Source organism: Arsukibacterium sp. (assembly GCF_033722355.1).
Classification (GTDB): Bacteria; Pseudomonadota; Gammaproteobacteria; order Enterobacterales; family Alteromonadaceae; genus Alishewanella.
In genome coordinates this window covers 14,808-30,255 of the sequence record NZ_JAWVZF010000018.1, presented here as the reverse complement: position 1 = coordinate 30,255, position 15,448 = coordinate 14,808, and the positions used below count along the sequence as shown (strand labels likewise).

14 protein-coding genes and 4 tRNA genes are annotated in these 15,448 nt (G+C 49.9%); 11 read left to right on the top strand and 7 right to left on the bottom strand.

Annotated features, from left to right (window positions below):
- Window positions 1-1,590, top strand: a 1,590-nt coding sequence (locus R3177_RS03780) for a hybrid sensor histidine kinase/response regulator (protein ID WP_318969703.1), incomplete at its 5' end; no start/stop codon positions are given.
- 56 nt (window positions 1,591-1,646) lie between these two features.
- On the opposite strand, the gene kdsA is transcribed toward R3177_RS03780, so the two are convergent.
- The 6 genes from kdsA to hemA all read right to left on the bottom strand — a co-directional run bounded on the left by kdsA (window position 1,647) and on the right by hemA (window position 7,829).
- Window positions 1,647-2,495 carry a 3-deoxy-8-phosphooctulonate synthase gene (gene kdsA, locus R3177_RS03775; RefSeq protein ID WP_318969702.1) on the bottom strand — a complete coding sequence of 283 codons (849 nt, stop codon included), beginning with the start codon at window positions 2,493-2,495 and terminating at the stop codon, window positions 1,647-1,649.
- Between the two features lie 23 nt (window positions 2,496-2,518).
- Complete coding sequence (locus R3177_RS03770) at window positions 2,519-2,896, bottom strand: SirB2 family protein (RefSeq protein ID WP_318969701.1); 378 nt, start codon at window positions 2,894-2,896, stop codon at window positions 2,519-2,521.
- A gap of 52 nt (window positions 2,897-2,948) precedes the next feature.
- Complete coding sequence (locus tag R3177_RS03765) at window positions 2,949-4,505, bottom strand: DUF3369 domain-containing protein (protein WP_318969700.1); 1,557 nt, start codon at window positions 4,503-4,505, stop codon at window positions 2,949-2,951.
- A gap of 122 nt (window positions 4,506-4,627) precedes the next feature.
- Window positions 4,628-5,458, bottom strand: coding sequence for a peptide chain release factor N(5)-glutamine methyltransferase (gene prmC, locus R3177_RS03760; RefSeq protein ID WP_318969699.1), 831 nt, complete (start codon window positions 5,456-5,458; stop codon window positions 4,628-4,630).
- Between the two features lies 1 nt (window position 5,459).
- Window positions 5,460-6,551, bottom strand: a complete 1,092-nt coding sequence (gene prfA, locus R3177_RS03755) for a peptide chain release factor 1 (protein ID WP_318969698.1) — start codon at window positions 6,549-6,551, stop codon at window positions 5,460-5,462.
- Window positions 6,552-6,569: 18 nt separating this feature from the next.
- Window positions 6,570-7,829 (bottom strand): glutamyl-tRNA reductase, encoded by a 1,260-nt coding sequence (gene hemA, locus R3177_RS03750; RefSeq protein WP_318969697.1) that lies wholly within the window; start codon window positions 7,827-7,829, stop codon window positions 6,570-6,572.
- Between the two features lie 68 nt (window positions 7,830-7,897).
- Between hemA and lolB the strand changes: the two genes are divergently transcribed.
- The 10 genes from lolB to R3177_RS03700 all read left to right on the top strand — a co-directional run bounded on the left by lolB (window position 7,898) and on the right by R3177_RS03700 (window position 13,497).
- Complete coding sequence (gene lolB / locus R3177_RS03745) at window positions 7,898-8,503, top strand: lipoprotein insertase outer membrane protein LolB (RefSeq protein ID WP_318969696.1); 606 nt, start codon at window positions 7,898-7,900, stop codon at window positions 8,501-8,503.
- Window positions 8,500-9,351 (top strand): 4-(cytidine 5'-diphospho)-2-C-methyl-D-erythritol kinase, encoded by an 852-nt coding sequence (ispE, locus tag R3177_RS03740; protein ID WP_318969695.1) that lies wholly within the window; start codon window positions 8,500-8,502, stop codon window positions 9,349-9,351. The genes lolB and ispE overlap by 4 nt, the downstream gene beginning before the upstream one ends.
- Before the next feature lie 69 nt (window positions 9,352-9,420).
- Window positions 9,421-10,356, top strand: coding sequence for a ribose-phosphate pyrophosphokinase (locus R3177_RS03735; RefSeq protein ID WP_413229060.1), 936 nt, complete (start codon window positions 9,421-9,423; stop codon window positions 10,354-10,356).
- Between the two features lie 150 nt (window positions 10,357-10,506).
- Window positions 10,507-11,124, top strand: coding sequence for a 50S ribosomal protein L25/general stress protein Ctc (locus tag R3177_RS03730; RefSeq protein WP_318969693.1), 618 nt, complete (start codon window positions 10,507-10,509; stop codon window positions 11,122-11,124).
- Complete coding sequence (gene pth, locus R3177_RS03725; protein ID WP_318969692.1) at window positions 11,124-11,726, top strand: aminoacyl-tRNA hydrolase; 603 nt, start codon at window positions 11,124-11,126, stop codon at window positions 11,724-11,726. Before R3177_RS03730 ends, pth begins: the two co-directional genes overlap by 1 nt.
- A 37-nt stretch (window positions 11,727-11,763) precedes the next feature.
- Window positions 11,764-12,855 carry a redox-regulated ATPase YchF gene (gene ychF, locus R3177_RS03720; RefSeq protein ID WP_318969691.1) on the top strand — a complete coding sequence of 364 codons (1,092 nt, stop codon included), beginning with the start codon at window positions 11,764-11,766 and terminating at the stop codon, window positions 12,853-12,855.
- Between the two features lie 227 nt (window positions 12,856-13,082).
- Window positions 13,083-13,159, top strand: a tRNA-Met gene (locus R3177_RS03715).
- A gap of 18 nt (window positions 13,160-13,177) precedes the next feature.
- Window positions 13,178-13,262, top strand: a tRNA-Leu gene (locus tag R3177_RS03710).
- Between the two features lie 25 nt (window positions 13,263-13,287).
- A tRNA-Gln gene (locus tag R3177_RS03705) sits at window positions 13,288-13,362 on the top strand.
- Between the two features lie 60 nt (window positions 13,363-13,422).
- Window positions 13,423-13,497: transfer RNA gene (locus tag R3177_RS03700), tRNA-Gln, on the top strand.
- 349 nt (window positions 13,498-13,846) lie between these two features.
- Here the strand turns inward: R3177_RS03700 and R3177_RS03695 are convergent.
- Window positions 13,847-15,028 (bottom strand): FAD-dependent oxidoreductase, encoded by a 1,182-nt coding sequence (locus tag R3177_RS03695; RefSeq protein WP_318969690.1) that lies wholly within the window; start codon window positions 15,026-15,028, stop codon window positions 13,847-13,849.
- Window positions 15,029-15,448: the final 420 nt, after the last annotated feature.

The window sequence follows — 15,448 nt, the reverse complement described above, 5'->3', positions numbered from 1 at the left end:
GGCAATGCCATTAAATTTACTGAAACCACACCGCAGAAAACAGGGATAGTGGTAATTCGAGCGGACAAACTGGAAGAGAACATGGAGTTCAGCCAAATCCAGTTCACTATCGCCGATAATGGCCGTGGTATGACACAGCGCCAGATTAACTATGTTTTTCAGCCATTTAATCAGGCTGAAGGTTCTATTACCCGTAAGTTTGGTGGTACTGGTCTCGGTTTGTCAATTTGTCAGCGCCTGACTTCACTGATGTACGGTGACATTGATGTGCAAAGTGAAGTGGGCAAAGGTACTGAGTTTACCGTCCGCATTCCGATGCGCCGATCAGATGAAATTGAATATGTCAGTACCGAACTGTTACGTGATGTTCATATTTGCTTATTCACTCAGGACAGCCATAATCAGGAACACTTAACAAGCTATCTGCGCCATGCCCATGCAGAACTTGAGGTTATAAACAGTATTGAGGGCCTCTATCAACGGGCAGCCCGGCAAAAACCACTCCCCCCCAAACAAGCCGCCGTCTGGGTATTGGATGCTACCTATGAGCAGATTTCAGCCGAGCACATTAACAAATTGTTGCTGCTGCCTGAACTGGAGCGGGTGCAATTTATTGTTATTACCAATCAGGTTGAGTTATCCGAACACAGTAATCAGCAAATCTACTATCTGCATAGTTCGCCAATATGTCGCAGTCATTTATACGATGCGATTTTAGTGGCAGCAAAACGTAAAGATAAACCCAGGCCGCAGGAAACCTCTAATCTTAACCAGAGCAAAGGGGCGCCCGATATAGAAACAGCCAGGCGTACCCGTCAGCTGATTTTACTGGCTGAAGATAATATGATGAATCAGCGGGTCATTGTCGATCAGCTCAATGCGCTGGGGTATGCCGTTGAAGTTGCCGACGATGGGGCCATAGCGCTTGATATGTGGCGACGTTACCATTATCCGCTGGTACTAACTGACTTACATATGCCTAATATGAGCGGCTATGACTTAGCGATTGCGATTCGCAAAGAAAGCCTGCACCGGCAGGATGATAGTAACTTTACCCGGATTGTCGCCGTGACGGCTAACGCGTTGAAAGGCGAAGAGCAAAAGTGCATCAGTATTGGTATGGACGGTTATATAACCAAACCACTGGAACTGGTGACACTGGAAACGCTACTCAAACGGTGGCTGCCGGCAGCCAGCCCCAAAGCAATCACCGGGAAACGCAATGCCACCGCTAACAATGGTGAACCATCTCAGCATCCCTCGCCCATTTGTTTCACTACTATTGCCAATTTTCTTGGCAATGATCCGGCTAAACATGAGGAGTACCTGAATTATTTTGTTAAGCACGGCAAGGAGCTGCTGGCTGAACTGACCACAAGTAGCGGGGCCCAGCAACGCAGTAATGTCAGAGCGGTTGCCCATCAGTTTAAGTCGGTAGCGAAGAGTATTGGTGCATTGAGCCTGGCAGCTGAGTCATTGAAACTCGAGCAGGCCGCTGAAAGCAGTGACTGGTCCGTTATCAATGAATATGTGCGGCAGATGCAGGAAAAATATCAGGAGGTCGTCAGCTACGTCCGCCAGCGCTATTAAACTGCACCTGCTACGTTAAAAAAACCGGTTATTACCGGTTTTTTTAACGTGCTGATTTAACTGGCAGACGTGTCGAGTGGCGGCAAACTTTTCACTAACTGATCCAGCTGTTGCATTTGATTCAGGTAGGCTTCGAGCTTCGCCAGTGGCAAGGCGCACGGGCCGTCACATAATGCCTTATCAGGATCAGGATGCGCTTCAATAAACAGCCCCGCTAACCCCAGTGCCATGCCAGAACGCGCTAATTGTGCTGCCTGTGCCCTTCTGCCGTCAGCGGAGTCTGTCCGGCCACCTGGTTTCTGCAAGGCATGGGTGGCATCAAAAATAACCGGACCATATTGCTTCATTTCATCCATGCCCAGCATATCAACCACCAGGTTGTTATAACCAAAGCAACTACCACGCTCGCACAATATGACCTTATCGTTACCGGCTTCGCTAAACTTGGTGATGATATGGCGCATTTCATGCGGTGCCAGAAATTGTGGCTTTTTGACATTAATGACAGCCCCGGTTTTGGCCATTGCCACCACCAGATCAGTTTGCCTTGCCAGAAACGCCGGCAACTGAATAACATCAACCACCTCTGCCACAGGAGCTGCCTGCCAGGGCTCATGCACATCAGTAATCACCGGCACATTGAAGGTTTTTTTGATTTCAGCAAATATCTTCAGGCCTTGTTCCAGCCCTGGACCGCGGTATGAGTGGACTGAAGAACGATTAGCCTTATCAAAAGATGCCTTAAACACATAAGGGATGCCTAATTTGCTGCATACCGTCACGTAATGTTCAGCAATACGCATTGCCAAATCCCGCGACTCCAGCACGTTCATTCCACCAAACAGCACGAACTGTTTCTGGTTATTGACTTCAAGGTTACCGACCCTGACGGTTTTATGTTCCATAATATTCCAGCAATCTCATTAAATTAAAGCGGTAAAAATACCGGTTGCTTACTCAGCCCTACCCGGACCAGCAATCCGAGCCAGCCAAGGGCCCCCAGAAAGCACAGCCAGCGAATGGCAAGGGTCCGGCCACGCAACGCCATGACCGCCAGAGCAATATACGCCAGCAGAGCAATAAACTTCTCGGTCAGCCAGGCGTTAACAAAAGGATACTGGTTAATCATTAACATCAGAGCCACGGCCGACAAGATTAATAATGAATCTATGACGTGAGGGGTGATCTTAAAAAATTTACGGTTCAATAATGGCGAGCCTTTTAGCATCATACCAAACCGGATAAATAACAAACTTACACTTAAAACCACCATCAGCAAATGCAGATGTTTAAATGCCGTATACATACCACAGTGTCCTTTTCAGTTTCCGGGGGGCGCCATTGCACTACGCTGGCGGCTAATCTTCAATATCAGGGTATTTTCGTAAAATAGCTTCGATCTTTTCAAGCCGCTGCAACAACAATTCGACCAGTTTGGGCTCAAATTGCTTCCCTGACTCAGCAACAATTTTCGCGACGACTTCGTCCTTACTCCAGGCTTGTTTGTAACAACGCCGGTGCCGTAATGCATCATAGACATCTGCCAGCGCAGCAATACGGCCATAAATATGGATTTGCTCGCCTTTTTTTGCTGCAGGATACCCGGTGCCATCCCATTTTTCGTGATGGTCCTGAGCGATAATGGCACCGGCCTGAATAATAACACGTTTTGAATCTTTCAAAATATCATAACCAATGCTGCTGTGGGTTTTCATCACCGCCCATTCGCCCTCATTCAGGCTGGCAGGTTTATTTAAAATGCCATCAGGAATACCCACTTTGCCTACATCGTGCAGCGGTGAGGCGTACATAAGACGTTCTGCTTCCTCTTCACTGAGGCCGTAGGCTTTAGCCAGTTCATAACAGATAAATGCCACCCGCCGCACATGATTACCGGTTTCAACCGACCGGTGCTCAACCGCCTCACTGAGCCGGTAAACAATTTCCCGCTGTGTGTCCTCTATTTCATGCTGCAGCTGAACGTTTTCATAGGCTATCTGCACATTCTGGGCGAACAGCTCAATCAGCTTTTTCTGATTATCGGTAATCTGACCGGGCAAACCGGAAATATAAAGCAGCGAGCCGTGGGTAAATTTGCTGCAACAATAAGCCACCAGATAATTATCACGATAGACGATACTGCGACTGTCCAGCGCAGTCTCAAATGCCTGCAGTAATTCACTGTTTAGCACCTCCTGTACCGGCTTGCCTTCTTTTTTGGCGAATTGTCCCTGTCCGGCAAATACCACCAAATCGTGTGGGTCAGCACCGGTGCTGACATTACCGGCCACTAACGATGAACTGGCCAGTAATGCATTTTCATGACTGCCCAGAATAGACGTTAGTTGCTGCAGCACCCCATCGATAAACTGCTCCATAGAATGCGACGAAAATAAATCAATCGACGCAGTGATGATTTTTTCCAGCCCCTGACGGCTGTGTTCCAGCGAAATAATATCCCGGTAAGAGCGCAAACTGGACATCATTACCGTAAACAGCTTCTGGGCCGTCAGTTCAGTTTTAGATTTATAGTCGTTGATATCATAATTGACGATGACCTGCCGCTCCGGCGCCTGGCCAGGCTGACCGGTTCGCAGAATAATCCGCACATGGTCATTTTTCAGCTCTTCGCGGACATACCGGGCCACCAGCAGGCCGGCATCATCGGTTTCCATAACCACATCGAGCAAAATAACAGCGATATCGGGATCTGTGGCTATCAATTGCCGCGCCTCTGCACCGGAATAGGCGCTGATAAACTCCAGCGTCTTGTTATTGAAACTGAAATCACTAAGGGCCAGTCTGGTGACGGTATGCACTTCCGGTTCATCATCAACAACCAGCACTTTCCAGTGGCCATGATTAATGACTTCAGTGGGTTCAGACTCATCGGCAAACAGAAAAGTGTCATTCATAAGCTGGGCTCCGGGCAACAGATAACCTGTCATAAGCAACTGACAGAAGAAAGGATCAGCTGAAACTCTAATTAGTTATATGCGCTTATGGCTTGCTGGTCAAAACTTTGTTACCGATGACGTTACCGGTTTAAGCGACCACCGCTGATCCGCCAGTTGCCACCATAGTCTCTGCGTGACTGGACCTGGCTAAACCCCGCGTCCGATAGTAACTGTTGTACCGCATCGGCCTGATTGTAGCCATGTTCCAGCCATAACCAGCCTTCAGGTCGCAGATAGGCCGGGGCCTGCCGACAAATAGCCGCTAAATCAGCCAGGCCATGCTCAGCAGCAATCAGTGCACTGACAGGCTCATAATGCAGTGCAGCCAGGTGCGGGTCGTCTGGTTCAATATAAGGAGGGTTACTGACAATAACATCAAAACGCTGGCCAGCAACCGCACTGTACCAGTTACTTTGCAGCACGGTACAATTAGTTACGGCCAGGCTGCTGGCATTGCGCTGCGCCAGCTCAACAGCGGCACTGACCTTTTCGGCGGCTGTAACCTGCCACAACGGCCGGTTATACGCCAGGGCCAGCGCCACGGCGCCGGTCCCGGTGCCTAAATCAAGTACACTGGCGTTCTCCGGCAATACTAAAGACAACACCTGTTCAACCAGTAGCTCGGTATCCGGCCGTGGGATCAAAGTACAGGGTGCGACCTCAAGGTCAATATTCCAGAATGGCCAGCGTCCGATAATATAAGCGATGGGCTCATCCTGCAGCGCCCGGCTCAGCAGCTGATCGAGCGCTTGCTGATTGGCGGGACTCAGTGTTTGCTCAGCATGACCATACAGATAGCTGCTGCTGACTTGCAGCTGATGACATAGCAGTAGTCTGGCGTCATCAGCTGCCAGCGGCGACACTTTACTAAGCTGCATCGTGGCCTGTTTCAGCCATTGTGCCAGCGTCATATCAGCGATTTTCGTCAGCCAGCGCAGCGAGCAGGTCGGCCTGATGTTCCTGATTAAGCGGCTCCAGCACCAGCTCCAGATCTCCTTCCATGACTTCATTTAAGCGGTAAATAGTCAGGTTAATCCGGTGGTCCGTTAACCGGCCCTGCGGAAAGTTATAGGTGCGGATCCGTTCAGAGCGATCACCACTGCCGACCAGCGAGCGCCGGGTAGACTCTTCGGTCAGCCGGCGTTTTTCATCTTCTGCCGCCTGAATTCTTGATTGCAGCACACTCATTGCCCGGGCGCGGTTCTTATGTTGTGAACGCTCATCCTGACATTCGACAATAATCCCCGTCGGTAAATGGGTAATCCGGATGGCAGAATCGGTACGGTTAACATGCTGACCACCGGCACCTGACGCCCGGTAAGTATCCACTTTTAAATCCGCCGGATTGATTTCAATCGCTTCACTTTCTGGAATTTCCGGCATTATCGCCACGGTACAGGCAGAGGTATGCACCCGGCCCTGTGATTCTGTTGCCGGTACCCGTTGGACCCGATGTCCGCCAGATTCAAATTTTAAAACACCGTACGCACCCTCACCCTGCACACTGGCAATCACTTCCTTAAAGCCACCATGCTCACCTTCACTGGCACTGATCACTTCCAGTTTCCAGCGCTGGCGCTCAGCAAAACGGCTGTACATCCGAAACACATCACCGGCAAAAATCGCTGCTTCATCGCCACCGGCACCGGCGCGGATTTCTAAAAAGCAGTTATTACTGTCATTAGGATCTTTAGGCAACAGCAGCAGTTGCAGTTCTTTTTCCAGCTGTTCAATGGCGGCGCGGGCGCTTTTGTATTCTTCCTGCGCCATTTCCCGCATATCCGGGTCACTGTCTTTCTGCATTTCTTCGGCAGTGGCTAAGTCCTGCTGCGCCTGGCGAAACCGATTGAAAGCTTTGCTGATATCTTCCAGCTGACTGTACTCTTTGGACAGCTCACGAAACCGCTTCTGATCGCTGATAATACCCGGATCGCTCAACAGGGCCTGTACTTCTTCATGCCGCTCCACCAGGCCTTCCAGCTTGCGGTATACCGATTCTTTCATGTTAGGTCTGTTACCTGATTAAATATCTAATAAAGTATTGATCAGTGCCTGCGGCTCACTGGCCTCGTGTTGCAGCAACTGACGAATGGTTTTGGTGGGGCTGTGCATCAGCCTGTTACTGAGCTTGTTAGCCAACTCAGCCAATATTTTTTCTGGCTCCTGACCGGCAGCCAGCTGGTTAAGGGCTCTGCCGAGCAGTTCAGTTTTAATCTGCTCACAACGGTGACGATAATCCCGCACCCAGTCAACGCTGCCCTGTAATTGCAGCCATTGCAGAAAATCATCTGCGCCGAGCCTTATCATGTCGCCGGCCTGTTCTGCGGCCTGCTGACGTGAACTGACATTTTGCGCCACTATACTTTGCAAGTCGTCTACCGTATACAAGTATGCGTCTTCCAGCTCACCAACCTGCTGCTCTATATCTCTTGGTACGGCTAAATCAACCAGAAACATCGGTTTATGCCGGCGTTTTTTCAAGGCTTGCTCTACCATCCCTTTACCAACGATTGGTAAGGTGCTGGCGGTAGAGCTAATGACAATATCGGCCTGCGACAACTGTGCAGGAACCTGAGACAAGGTAATGACTCTGGCATTAAATTGCTCTGCCAGCTGCACCGCCCGTTCATAGGTGCGGTTAGCGACGGTTAGCTCACGGGCGCCCTGTTCGGCCAGATGGCGGGCGACCAGCTCGATGGTTTCACCGGCGCCAATCAGCAGCACCTGTACTTTGTCCAGCCGGCCGAATATTTGTCTGGCTAAACTGACAGCAGCAAACGCCACCGACACTGCGTTGGCGCCGATATCGGTGTTGGTACGGACATCTTTAGCCACCGCAAACGTTTTTTGAAACAAGCGCTCAAACTGTGGATTAATCGTTCCAGCCTGACGTGACTGATTATAAGCCTGTTTGACCTGCCCTAAAATTTGCGGCTCACCTAACACCAGCGAATCAAGGCCGGCGGCTACCCGCATCAGATGCTCAGCAGCCTGGCGATCATGGTGCAGATACAAATGAGGTTGCAGTTCAATGACATTTAACTGATGAAACTGCGCCAGCCAGGCAATAACCTGTTCCGCCTGGTGGTTAGTGCCGTTAAAATACAGCTCGGTTCGGTTACAGGTTGACAGAATAACCGCATCGGTTACTGCAGTAGCTGTAGCCAGTTCACGCAAGGCTTCATGCACCTGTTCCGGGGCAAACGCCACTTTTTCCCGTAAACTAACCGGTGCTGTTTTATGATTAATGCCTAGTGCAAAGATGGCCATCACCTGTATCATCGTATTTGTCAGGGGCGAATTGTACGAAAAACCCCATATTAAGAAAAGCGTAACTAAGGACTTTCAGCGTGTCAGCAACAATTAAGTGGTTCACTCTGGCCGGAATACTACTCTTAACCAGTGGTTGCAGTCTGTTTTCAAAACCCGCCCCGGTGCTGGCACTGGATAATAAAAATCGTCAGGCACAAATTGCCGCTATCACGGAGTACACCGTGCAGGCCTCGGTGGGTATCAAAACGCCGGACGAGTCAGTGTCGGGTAATCTGACCTGGCAACAGCAAACTATTGAACATTACCATGCCCGCCTGGCCAATTTTCTGGGGATCAGCCTGTTTGAGCTGAGCCATAATCAGCATGGCAGCAGCATTATGCTGCGTGGTGAGCTGTATCAGGCGGTAGATACCAGCAGTTTACTGTGGCAGCTGGCGGGTTGGTCGATGCCACTGTCTGATATGCCGTTATGGCTAAAAGGCATACCGGGCGCTGCGGCAACCGCCATCCAGTATGATGAAGCGGGCCGTGTCCGGGCCTTCTCACTGGTCGACAGTGCCGGTATTGTCTGGCAACTGGAGTATCAGCGTTTTTTTGACAGCGCCCTGGCTCTGCCACAACGAATTCTGTTAACCAGTGACGACATTACAGTGCGTTTTCACATCAGGAGCTGGCAAATATGACGTTGAGTCTGCCTGCTGTGGCCAAACTGAATCTGTTTTTACACATTACCGGTCGCCGGCCTGACGGTTACCATAACCTGCAAACGCTATTTCAGCTGTTGGATTACGGCGATGAGCTGCATTTTAAATCCCGTTCTGATAACCAGTTAAATTTGCAGTGTAATGACCTGTCGTTACAGGGGCCCGATAACCTGATTATCAGAGCAGGCCGGCTATTGCAACAGCATACCGGCTGTCAGCTGGGTTGTGACATCATACTCGATAAAAAACTGCCGATGGGAGGAGGGCTCGGTGGCGGTTCGTCCGATGCGGCCACGACGTTACTGGCATTAAACCAGTTATGGCAGCTGAAGTTAAACAGGCAGCAGTTGGCCGCTCTGGCATTGCAACTGGGCGCCGATGTACCGCTGTTTGTCATCGGCCATAGTGCCTTTGCCGAGGGGGTCGGCGAAAAGCTGCAACCAGTAGAACTGCCCGAAAAAATTTATCTGGTGGTTACGCCACCGTGTCATGTCAGCACGGCAGAAATTTTCCAGCACCCCGATTTAATCAGAAACAGCCCGCTGCTCAGTCTTGATACACTGTTTAACAATCCCTGGCGCAATGATTGCCAGCCGCTGGTGGAACAGCTGCAGCCGATTGTTGCATTAACCTTACAGTGGTTGTTAGAATATGGCCCGTGTCGAATGACGGGTACTGGCGCCAGTGTGTTCGCCGAATTTCCGGACACGGCCAGTGCTCAGCATGCCCTAACCAAACTCCCGGCAAATTGTCGTGGGTTTATCGCTAAGGGAGTCAACCAGTCGCCTGTAATGGCGGCGTTGGCAGATACGGAATTCAACAACTGATGCCTTTACACCGGCATTTAATGATTTAACCGGACTCACCACCGCCCTGAGGATCCTACTGTGCCCGACATGAAGGTTTTCGCTGGTAACGCCATACCAGATCTAGCTAACAAAATTGCCAGCCGTCTCTACATCAAACTGGGAGACGCCGATGTTGGCCGTTTCAGTGATGGCGAAGTTAGCGTACAAATCAATGAGAATGTTCGTGGTTCTGATGTGTTTATCATTCAGTCAACCTGCGCCCCCACCAATGACAATTTAATGGAACTGATTGTCATGGTAGATGCATTACGGCGTGCGTCAGCCGGCCGGATCACTGCCGTTATTCCTTATTTTGGCTATGCCCGTCAGGACCGCCGGGTACGTTCTGCCCGGGTTCCTATCACCGCTAAAGTGGTTGCCGATTTCTTATCCAGTGTTGGCGTTGACCGGGTATTGACTGTCGATTTACACGCCGAGCAAATTCAGGGATTCTTTGATGTGCCGGTAGATAACGTGTTTGCCAGTCCGGTATTACTGGACGATATGCGCAAGAAAACCCTGCACTCGCCGGTGGTGGTTTCACCAGACATCGGCGGTGTGGTGCGTGCCCGCGCTGTGGCAAAACTGCTGAACGATGCTGATTTAGCCATTATCGATAAACGCAGGCCTAAGGCCAATGTATCGCAGGTGATGCACATCATCGGTGATGTGAAAGACCGCGACTGTATCATCGTTGACGATATGATTGATACCGGCGGCACCTTATGTAAGGCCGCAGAAGCATTAAAGGAACAAGGCGCCAAACGGGTATTCGCCTACGCCACCCACGCGGTCTTCTCAGGTAACGCGCCAGAAATTATCAGTAATTCAGTAATTGATGAACTGATTATCACCGATACCATTCCTTTGTCTGAAGCAATGAAAGCCGTTAGTAAAGTGCGGCAGCTGACCTTAAGCGAACTGATGGCTGAATGTATCCGGCGGATCAGCAACGAAGAATCCATCTCATCCATGTTTGACTAACGTCATTCATTGTCCGATAAAGGCGCCGGTTGGCGCCTTTTTCATTTGCAGCTGCCGGGCGCCGGTGGTAATATGTCGCGCCTTTTGAAAGGGTAATCAGGTTGGGGCTGGTCGCAAGCCGCAACAAACATCACTTTACTGGAGTACATCATGTCTGATGCAATTTTTACCTTAACTGCAGAAGTCCGTACTGACCTGGGGAAAGGTGCGAGCCGCCGCCTACGTCATGAAGACAAAGTGCCAGCCATTATTTATGGCGGTCACAAAGATGCGTTATCAGTTACTTTAGAGCACTCTAAGCTTTTAAAAGCACAGAGCTTTGAAGCTTTTTATTCTCATATTCTGACGATCACTGTCGGTAAAGAGAAAATCCAGGCTATCGTCAAAGATATGCAGCGTCACCCGTACAAGCCAAAAATCATGCACGTCGATTTTCAGCGCGTTGAAGCGGGTCACGAACTGACCACTATCGTTCCGGTTCACTTCTTAAACGAAGACAAGCCAATCAAAAAAGGTGGTGTGGTTGTGCACGCCCTGAACGAAATTGAAATCAGCGTGTTACCAAAAGACTTACCAGAGTTTATCGAAGTTGACCTGGCTGATGTTGAAGTAGGTACAACCCTGCACCTGACCGACATTAAAGCACCTAAAGGTGTTAAGTTTGTCCAGTTAACCAAAGGTGAAGGCCATGACCTGCCAGTGGTATCTGTTAACAAACCAGCTGGTAAAGCGGTTGATACAGAAGAAGAAACTGAAACTGCCGAGTAATGTCTGACGCATTACCTGCCAATGTTCAGTTAATCGTGGGCCTGGGAAATCCAGGCCCCGAATACCAGCATACACGGCACAATGCCGGGGTCTGGTTTGTTGAAAAGCTGGCTCATGCCTTTAATGTCAGCCTGAAAAATGACAACAAGTTCTTTGGTTATAGCGGAAAGTTTGTCTGTGCCGGCCAGGAATTTAAGTTACTTATCCCCTCTACGTTTATGAACCTCAGTGGCAAAGCCGTATTAGCCATGGCCCAGTTTTATAAACTGGCACCGGAGAATATCCTGGTGGCTCATGATGAGTTGGCCCTGGAGCCCGGTATCGCCAAATTTAAGCTTGGTGGCGGTCATGCGGGTCATAATGGTTTGCGCGATATTATGGCGCGCCTGGGAAACAATCCCAACTTCTACCGGTTACGTCTTGGTATTGGCCATCCCGGCCATAAAGACAAAGTAACTGGTTTTGTGCTGGGTAAAGCCCCGGCCAGTGAACAAAAATTAATTGACGCCAGCATTGATGAAGCAGTCAGTTGCTTTGACATTCTGGCACGCGACGGCTTAATTAAAGCCCAGCATCGCCTACACAGTTTTAAAGCCAGCTAGCCTTGCGGCCGGCAACACAGCCTGAAGGAAAATTATTATGGGTTTCAAATGTGGTATTGTTGGCCTGCCCAACGTCGGTAAGTCTACCTTGTTTAATGCGTTAACCAAGGCAGGCATTGAAGCCGCCAACTTTCCGTTTTGTACCATAGAGCCTAATACCGGGGTAGTGCCGGTGCCTGACTTACGGCTGGATAAACTGGCAGATATCGTGAAACCGCAGCGCGTTATTCCGACGACGATGGAATTTGTTGATATTGCCGGGCTGGTCAAAGGGGCATCCCGTGGCGAAGGTCTTGGCAACAAATTTCTGGCTAACATTCGTGAAACCGATGCAATAGGCCATGTGGTCCGTTGTTTTGATGATGAAAATATCATTCACGTTGCCGGCAAAATTGACCCGGCTGATGACATCGACACCATTAATATGGAATTAGTTTTGTCTGACATGGACAGTGCTGAGCGGGCTATTTTGCGGGTCAGTAAAAAAGCCAAAGGTGGTGATAAAGACGCCAAAGCAGAGTTGATGGTGCTGGAAAAAGTAAAAAGCCATCTGGAACAAGGGCATACCCTGCGTCAACTGGAGCTCGATAAAGAAGAAAAAGCATTAATTGCTTATATGAACTTTCTGACGATTAAGCCTACCATGTACATCGCCAACGTGACCGATGATGGCTTCGAAAACAACCCGTATTTAGATATTGTGCAGGCGATTGCTGATAAAGAAGGCGCCATTGTTGTCCCGGTCTGTGCTGCAATAGAATCAGAAATTGCCGAGCTTGAAGAGGATGAGAAAGCCGAATTTATGGCGGATATGGGGCTGGAAGAGCCAGGCCTGAACCGGGTTATCCGTGGCGGTTACTCGCTGCTGAGCTTACATACTTATTTTACCGCAGGCGTTAAAGAAGTCAGAGCATGGACAGTTGCCATTGGTGCCACCGCACCGCAGGCTGCCGGGGTTATACATACCGACTTTGAAAAAGGCTTTATTCGCGCCGAAGTGATTGGTTACGATGATTTCGTTACCTATAAAGGTGAAGCCGGTGCCAAAGAGGCAGGAAAATGGAGGCTGGAAGGGAAAGATTATATTGTTAAAGATGGCGATGTCATGCATTTTCGCTTTAACGTGTAAACGGCTTCCTGACAAAAAACCGCTGCCATTGCAGCGGTTTTTTGTTTCTGGCAGCTGCAGCTGAATAACAATTGAGGTTAATCTGGATTACCGTTTTATATTCACCGGCATATTTGCGTATAAAAACAGCAAACACGCCCATGCTGGGCACGAAACGCAAAAAAACGGTTGACGCTAATATGTCAGATCAGCATAATACGCGCCACTTGCTTAGGACAAGTTAACGTGGCTACATAGCTCAGCTGGTTAGAGCACAGCACTCATAATGCTGGGGTCGCAGGTTCGATTCCCGCTGTAGCCACCACTTAATTTGCCTGTGTATGCGGAAATGGCGGAATTGGTAGACGCACTGGATTTAGGTTCCAGCGCCGCGAGGCGTGAGAGTTCGAGTCTCTCTTTCCGCACCATACTAAGTAAGTAAGCAGTTTCTGCAGGGGCGTAGCCAAGCGGTAAGGCAGCGGGTTTTGATCCCGCCATGCCCAGGTTCGAATCCTGGCGCCCCTGCCATTAACTCAGGCAGTGGATTCTATCTCTCCTTGTGTTTATCTGAACTGCCATCATTATTTTAGGGGCGTAGCCAAGCGGTAAGGCAGCGGGTTTTGATCCCGCCATGCCCAGGTTCGAATCCTGGCGCCCCTGCCATATTCAGAAAACCCAGCCTAGGCTGGGTTTTTGCTTTGTGTTAGTCCTGACTCAATGCTGCCGGTTACAACATCTTTTGTGCTCGCCACAGCAACTATTTCGGGCATCCTGCCCTACACCCCCTGGGCCAGCTAAAGCTGTTCAAACTCGTTCCCGACGAGTTTGTCGCTCGCGCTTCGCACTCGGTCAGACACTCTATGGCTGCGCAAAAAGAGTTCTAACCTGCTTTACAGATGAGGTTGGAACCCTGCAGCGCACAGCCACAGAGTGTCTGCGTCCTGCCGCAGGCACAAGGACGAGTTGCTGTGGCGAGCACTGTAGGTGTTGCAACCGTATCGGTGAGCTAAGTCTATTCAGAACCCACAGCGTAGCGCGCTACCAGTATTTTTAGCGTAGCACTACGCGCGGTTAAACTTAATGCCAACTGTCGCAGGTTGCGAAGCGGGGCGATATCATTGCCAAACAGCTGATAAAAGCCATCCATCGTACTCATCATCAGCAAATTAGCCGGCTTACGTTTGCGCTGATAAGCTTTCAGTAAATCAGCAGTGCCAATATCACGCTGTTGCTGGTGGGCGTTAATAATCAACTCTGTCAGCAGCTTTGCGTCGGCAAAGCCCAGGTTTACCCCCTGCCCCGCTAACGGATTGATGGTATGGGCGGCATCACCTGCCAGCACTACCCTGCCTGAATAATAGCGGTTGGCATCCATCCGGGCTAATGGAAACCAGCTGCTGGCTACCACTTCTACCTTACCCAGCTGCGCAGGGAAAGCTTTTAACAGTTCTGCGCTAAGTTGCGCAGGTTTAAGCGCGGCCAGCTGTTTTACCCTGGGTGCGTTGTCATACCAGACCACTGAGCCTTGCTGGCCCGGCAGCGGTAAAAAGGCTTTCGGACCATCCGGGGTAAACTGCTGCCAGGTGACATTTTGCTGCGGATAAGGTGTATTAACCAGTGCCACTAAGCAAGCCTGCTGGTACTGCCAGCCATTAGTACCTATGCCTGCCAGCCGGCGCAAATGTGAATTGCCGCCATCAGCAGCAATCACTAATTTGCTGTTAAGCTGTTTGCCATTATCGAGCGTTAATAAGGCACTTTCTTCAGCTTGGCTAAGTGCTGTAACCGAAGACGGGCAAAACAGTGTCAGGTTAGCCGGAAACTGTTGCCACAGCGCCAGTTGCAGGACATTATTCTCGACGATATGGCCAAGATGACTACGTTTAATCTCTGCGGCATCAAAGCTTACCACACTGGCTGGCTGCTCAAATGCCTGCAAACGTTGATAGGGGCATAGCCTCATTTTCTGCAATGACTGCCAGCAGCCAAGCTTTGTTAACCAGGCTTCACTTGCCAGATTAATTGACGAAACCCGCAAATCCGGCGCACTTTCCGGTTGAAAATCGGCAGGCGCTTGCTTTTCAATCAACGCGACGTGTAAACCAGCCTGGCTGAGCGCCAGCGCAGCCGCTGCGCCCACCATACCACCACCGACAATGCTGATATCAAATTGTTCTATCGTGTTACTACTCACTATCAGTAACCTTCCTTTTGCTAAGTGGCGCTATAGTACTATTTATTTCAAATCAGGTTGCCAGTAAACCTCATTTTTCAGGTTTTAACTGGACAGTGGTTATCCCACCTTCGTCTATCATGGTAATGACTCACCGCATTGGCTGATGACACTTTATCTTACCACCGCTACAGCTGCTCTGTTCAGGATAAGGCCATCATCTTCTTCTGAATACCCAGCGCATGCTGTTAGCATATACTGTACAGACAAATTATCAGGTCTGTAAGGATAGTAAATTGCTGCATAAGCTGGCACCGAAGGCACTGCGCCAACGGCTGAATTTTTTCTGATAAAAGCGTTGACGACAGCACAAAAATACGGCATTTTGCGCGCCCTGTTTGGCAAGTATTCTAATGAGTGCTAGCCTGTTGGTTTTAACCT

Coding starts and splice junctions, on each gene's coding strand:
- kdsA (WP_318969702.1), bottom strand. CDS start 2,495: ATGGAACATAAAACCGTCAGGGTCGGTAACCTTGAAGTCAATAACCAG.
- R3177_RS03770 (WP_318969701.1), bottom strand. CDS start 2,896: ATGTATACGGCATTTAAACATCTGCATTTGCTGATGGTGGTTTTAAGT.
- R3177_RS03765 (WP_318969700.1), bottom strand. CDS start 4,505: ATGAATGACACTTTTCTGTTTGCCGATGAGTCTGAACCCACTGAAGTC.
- prmC (WP_318969699.1), bottom strand. CDS start 5,458: ATGACGCTGGCACAATGGCTGAAACAGGCCACGATGCAGCTTAGTAAA.
- prfA (WP_318969698.1), bottom strand. CDS start 6,551: ATGAAAGAATCGGTATACCGCAAGCTGGAAGGCCTGGTGGAGCGGCAT.
- hemA (WP_318969697.1), bottom strand. CDS start 7,829: ATGATACAGGTGATGGCCATCTTTGCACTAGGCATTAATCATAAAACA.
- ispE (WP_318969695.1), top strand. CDS start 8,500: ATGACGTTGAGTCTGCCTGCTGTGGCCAAACTGAATCTGTTTTTACAC.
- R3177_RS03735 (WP_413229060.1), top strand. CDS start 9,421: ATGAAGGTTTTCGCTGGTAACGCCATACCAGATCTAGCTAACAAAATT.
- R3177_RS03730 (WP_318969693.1), top strand. CDS start 10,507: ATGTCTGATGCAATTTTTACCTTAACTGCAGAAGTCCGTACTGACCTG.
- pth (WP_318969692.1), top strand. CDS start 11,124: ATGTCTGACGCATTACCTGCCAATGTTCAGTTAATCGTGGGCCTGGGA.
- ychF (WP_318969691.1), top strand. CDS start 11,764: ATGGGTTTCAAATGTGGTATTGTTGGCCTGCCCAACGTCGGTAAGTCT.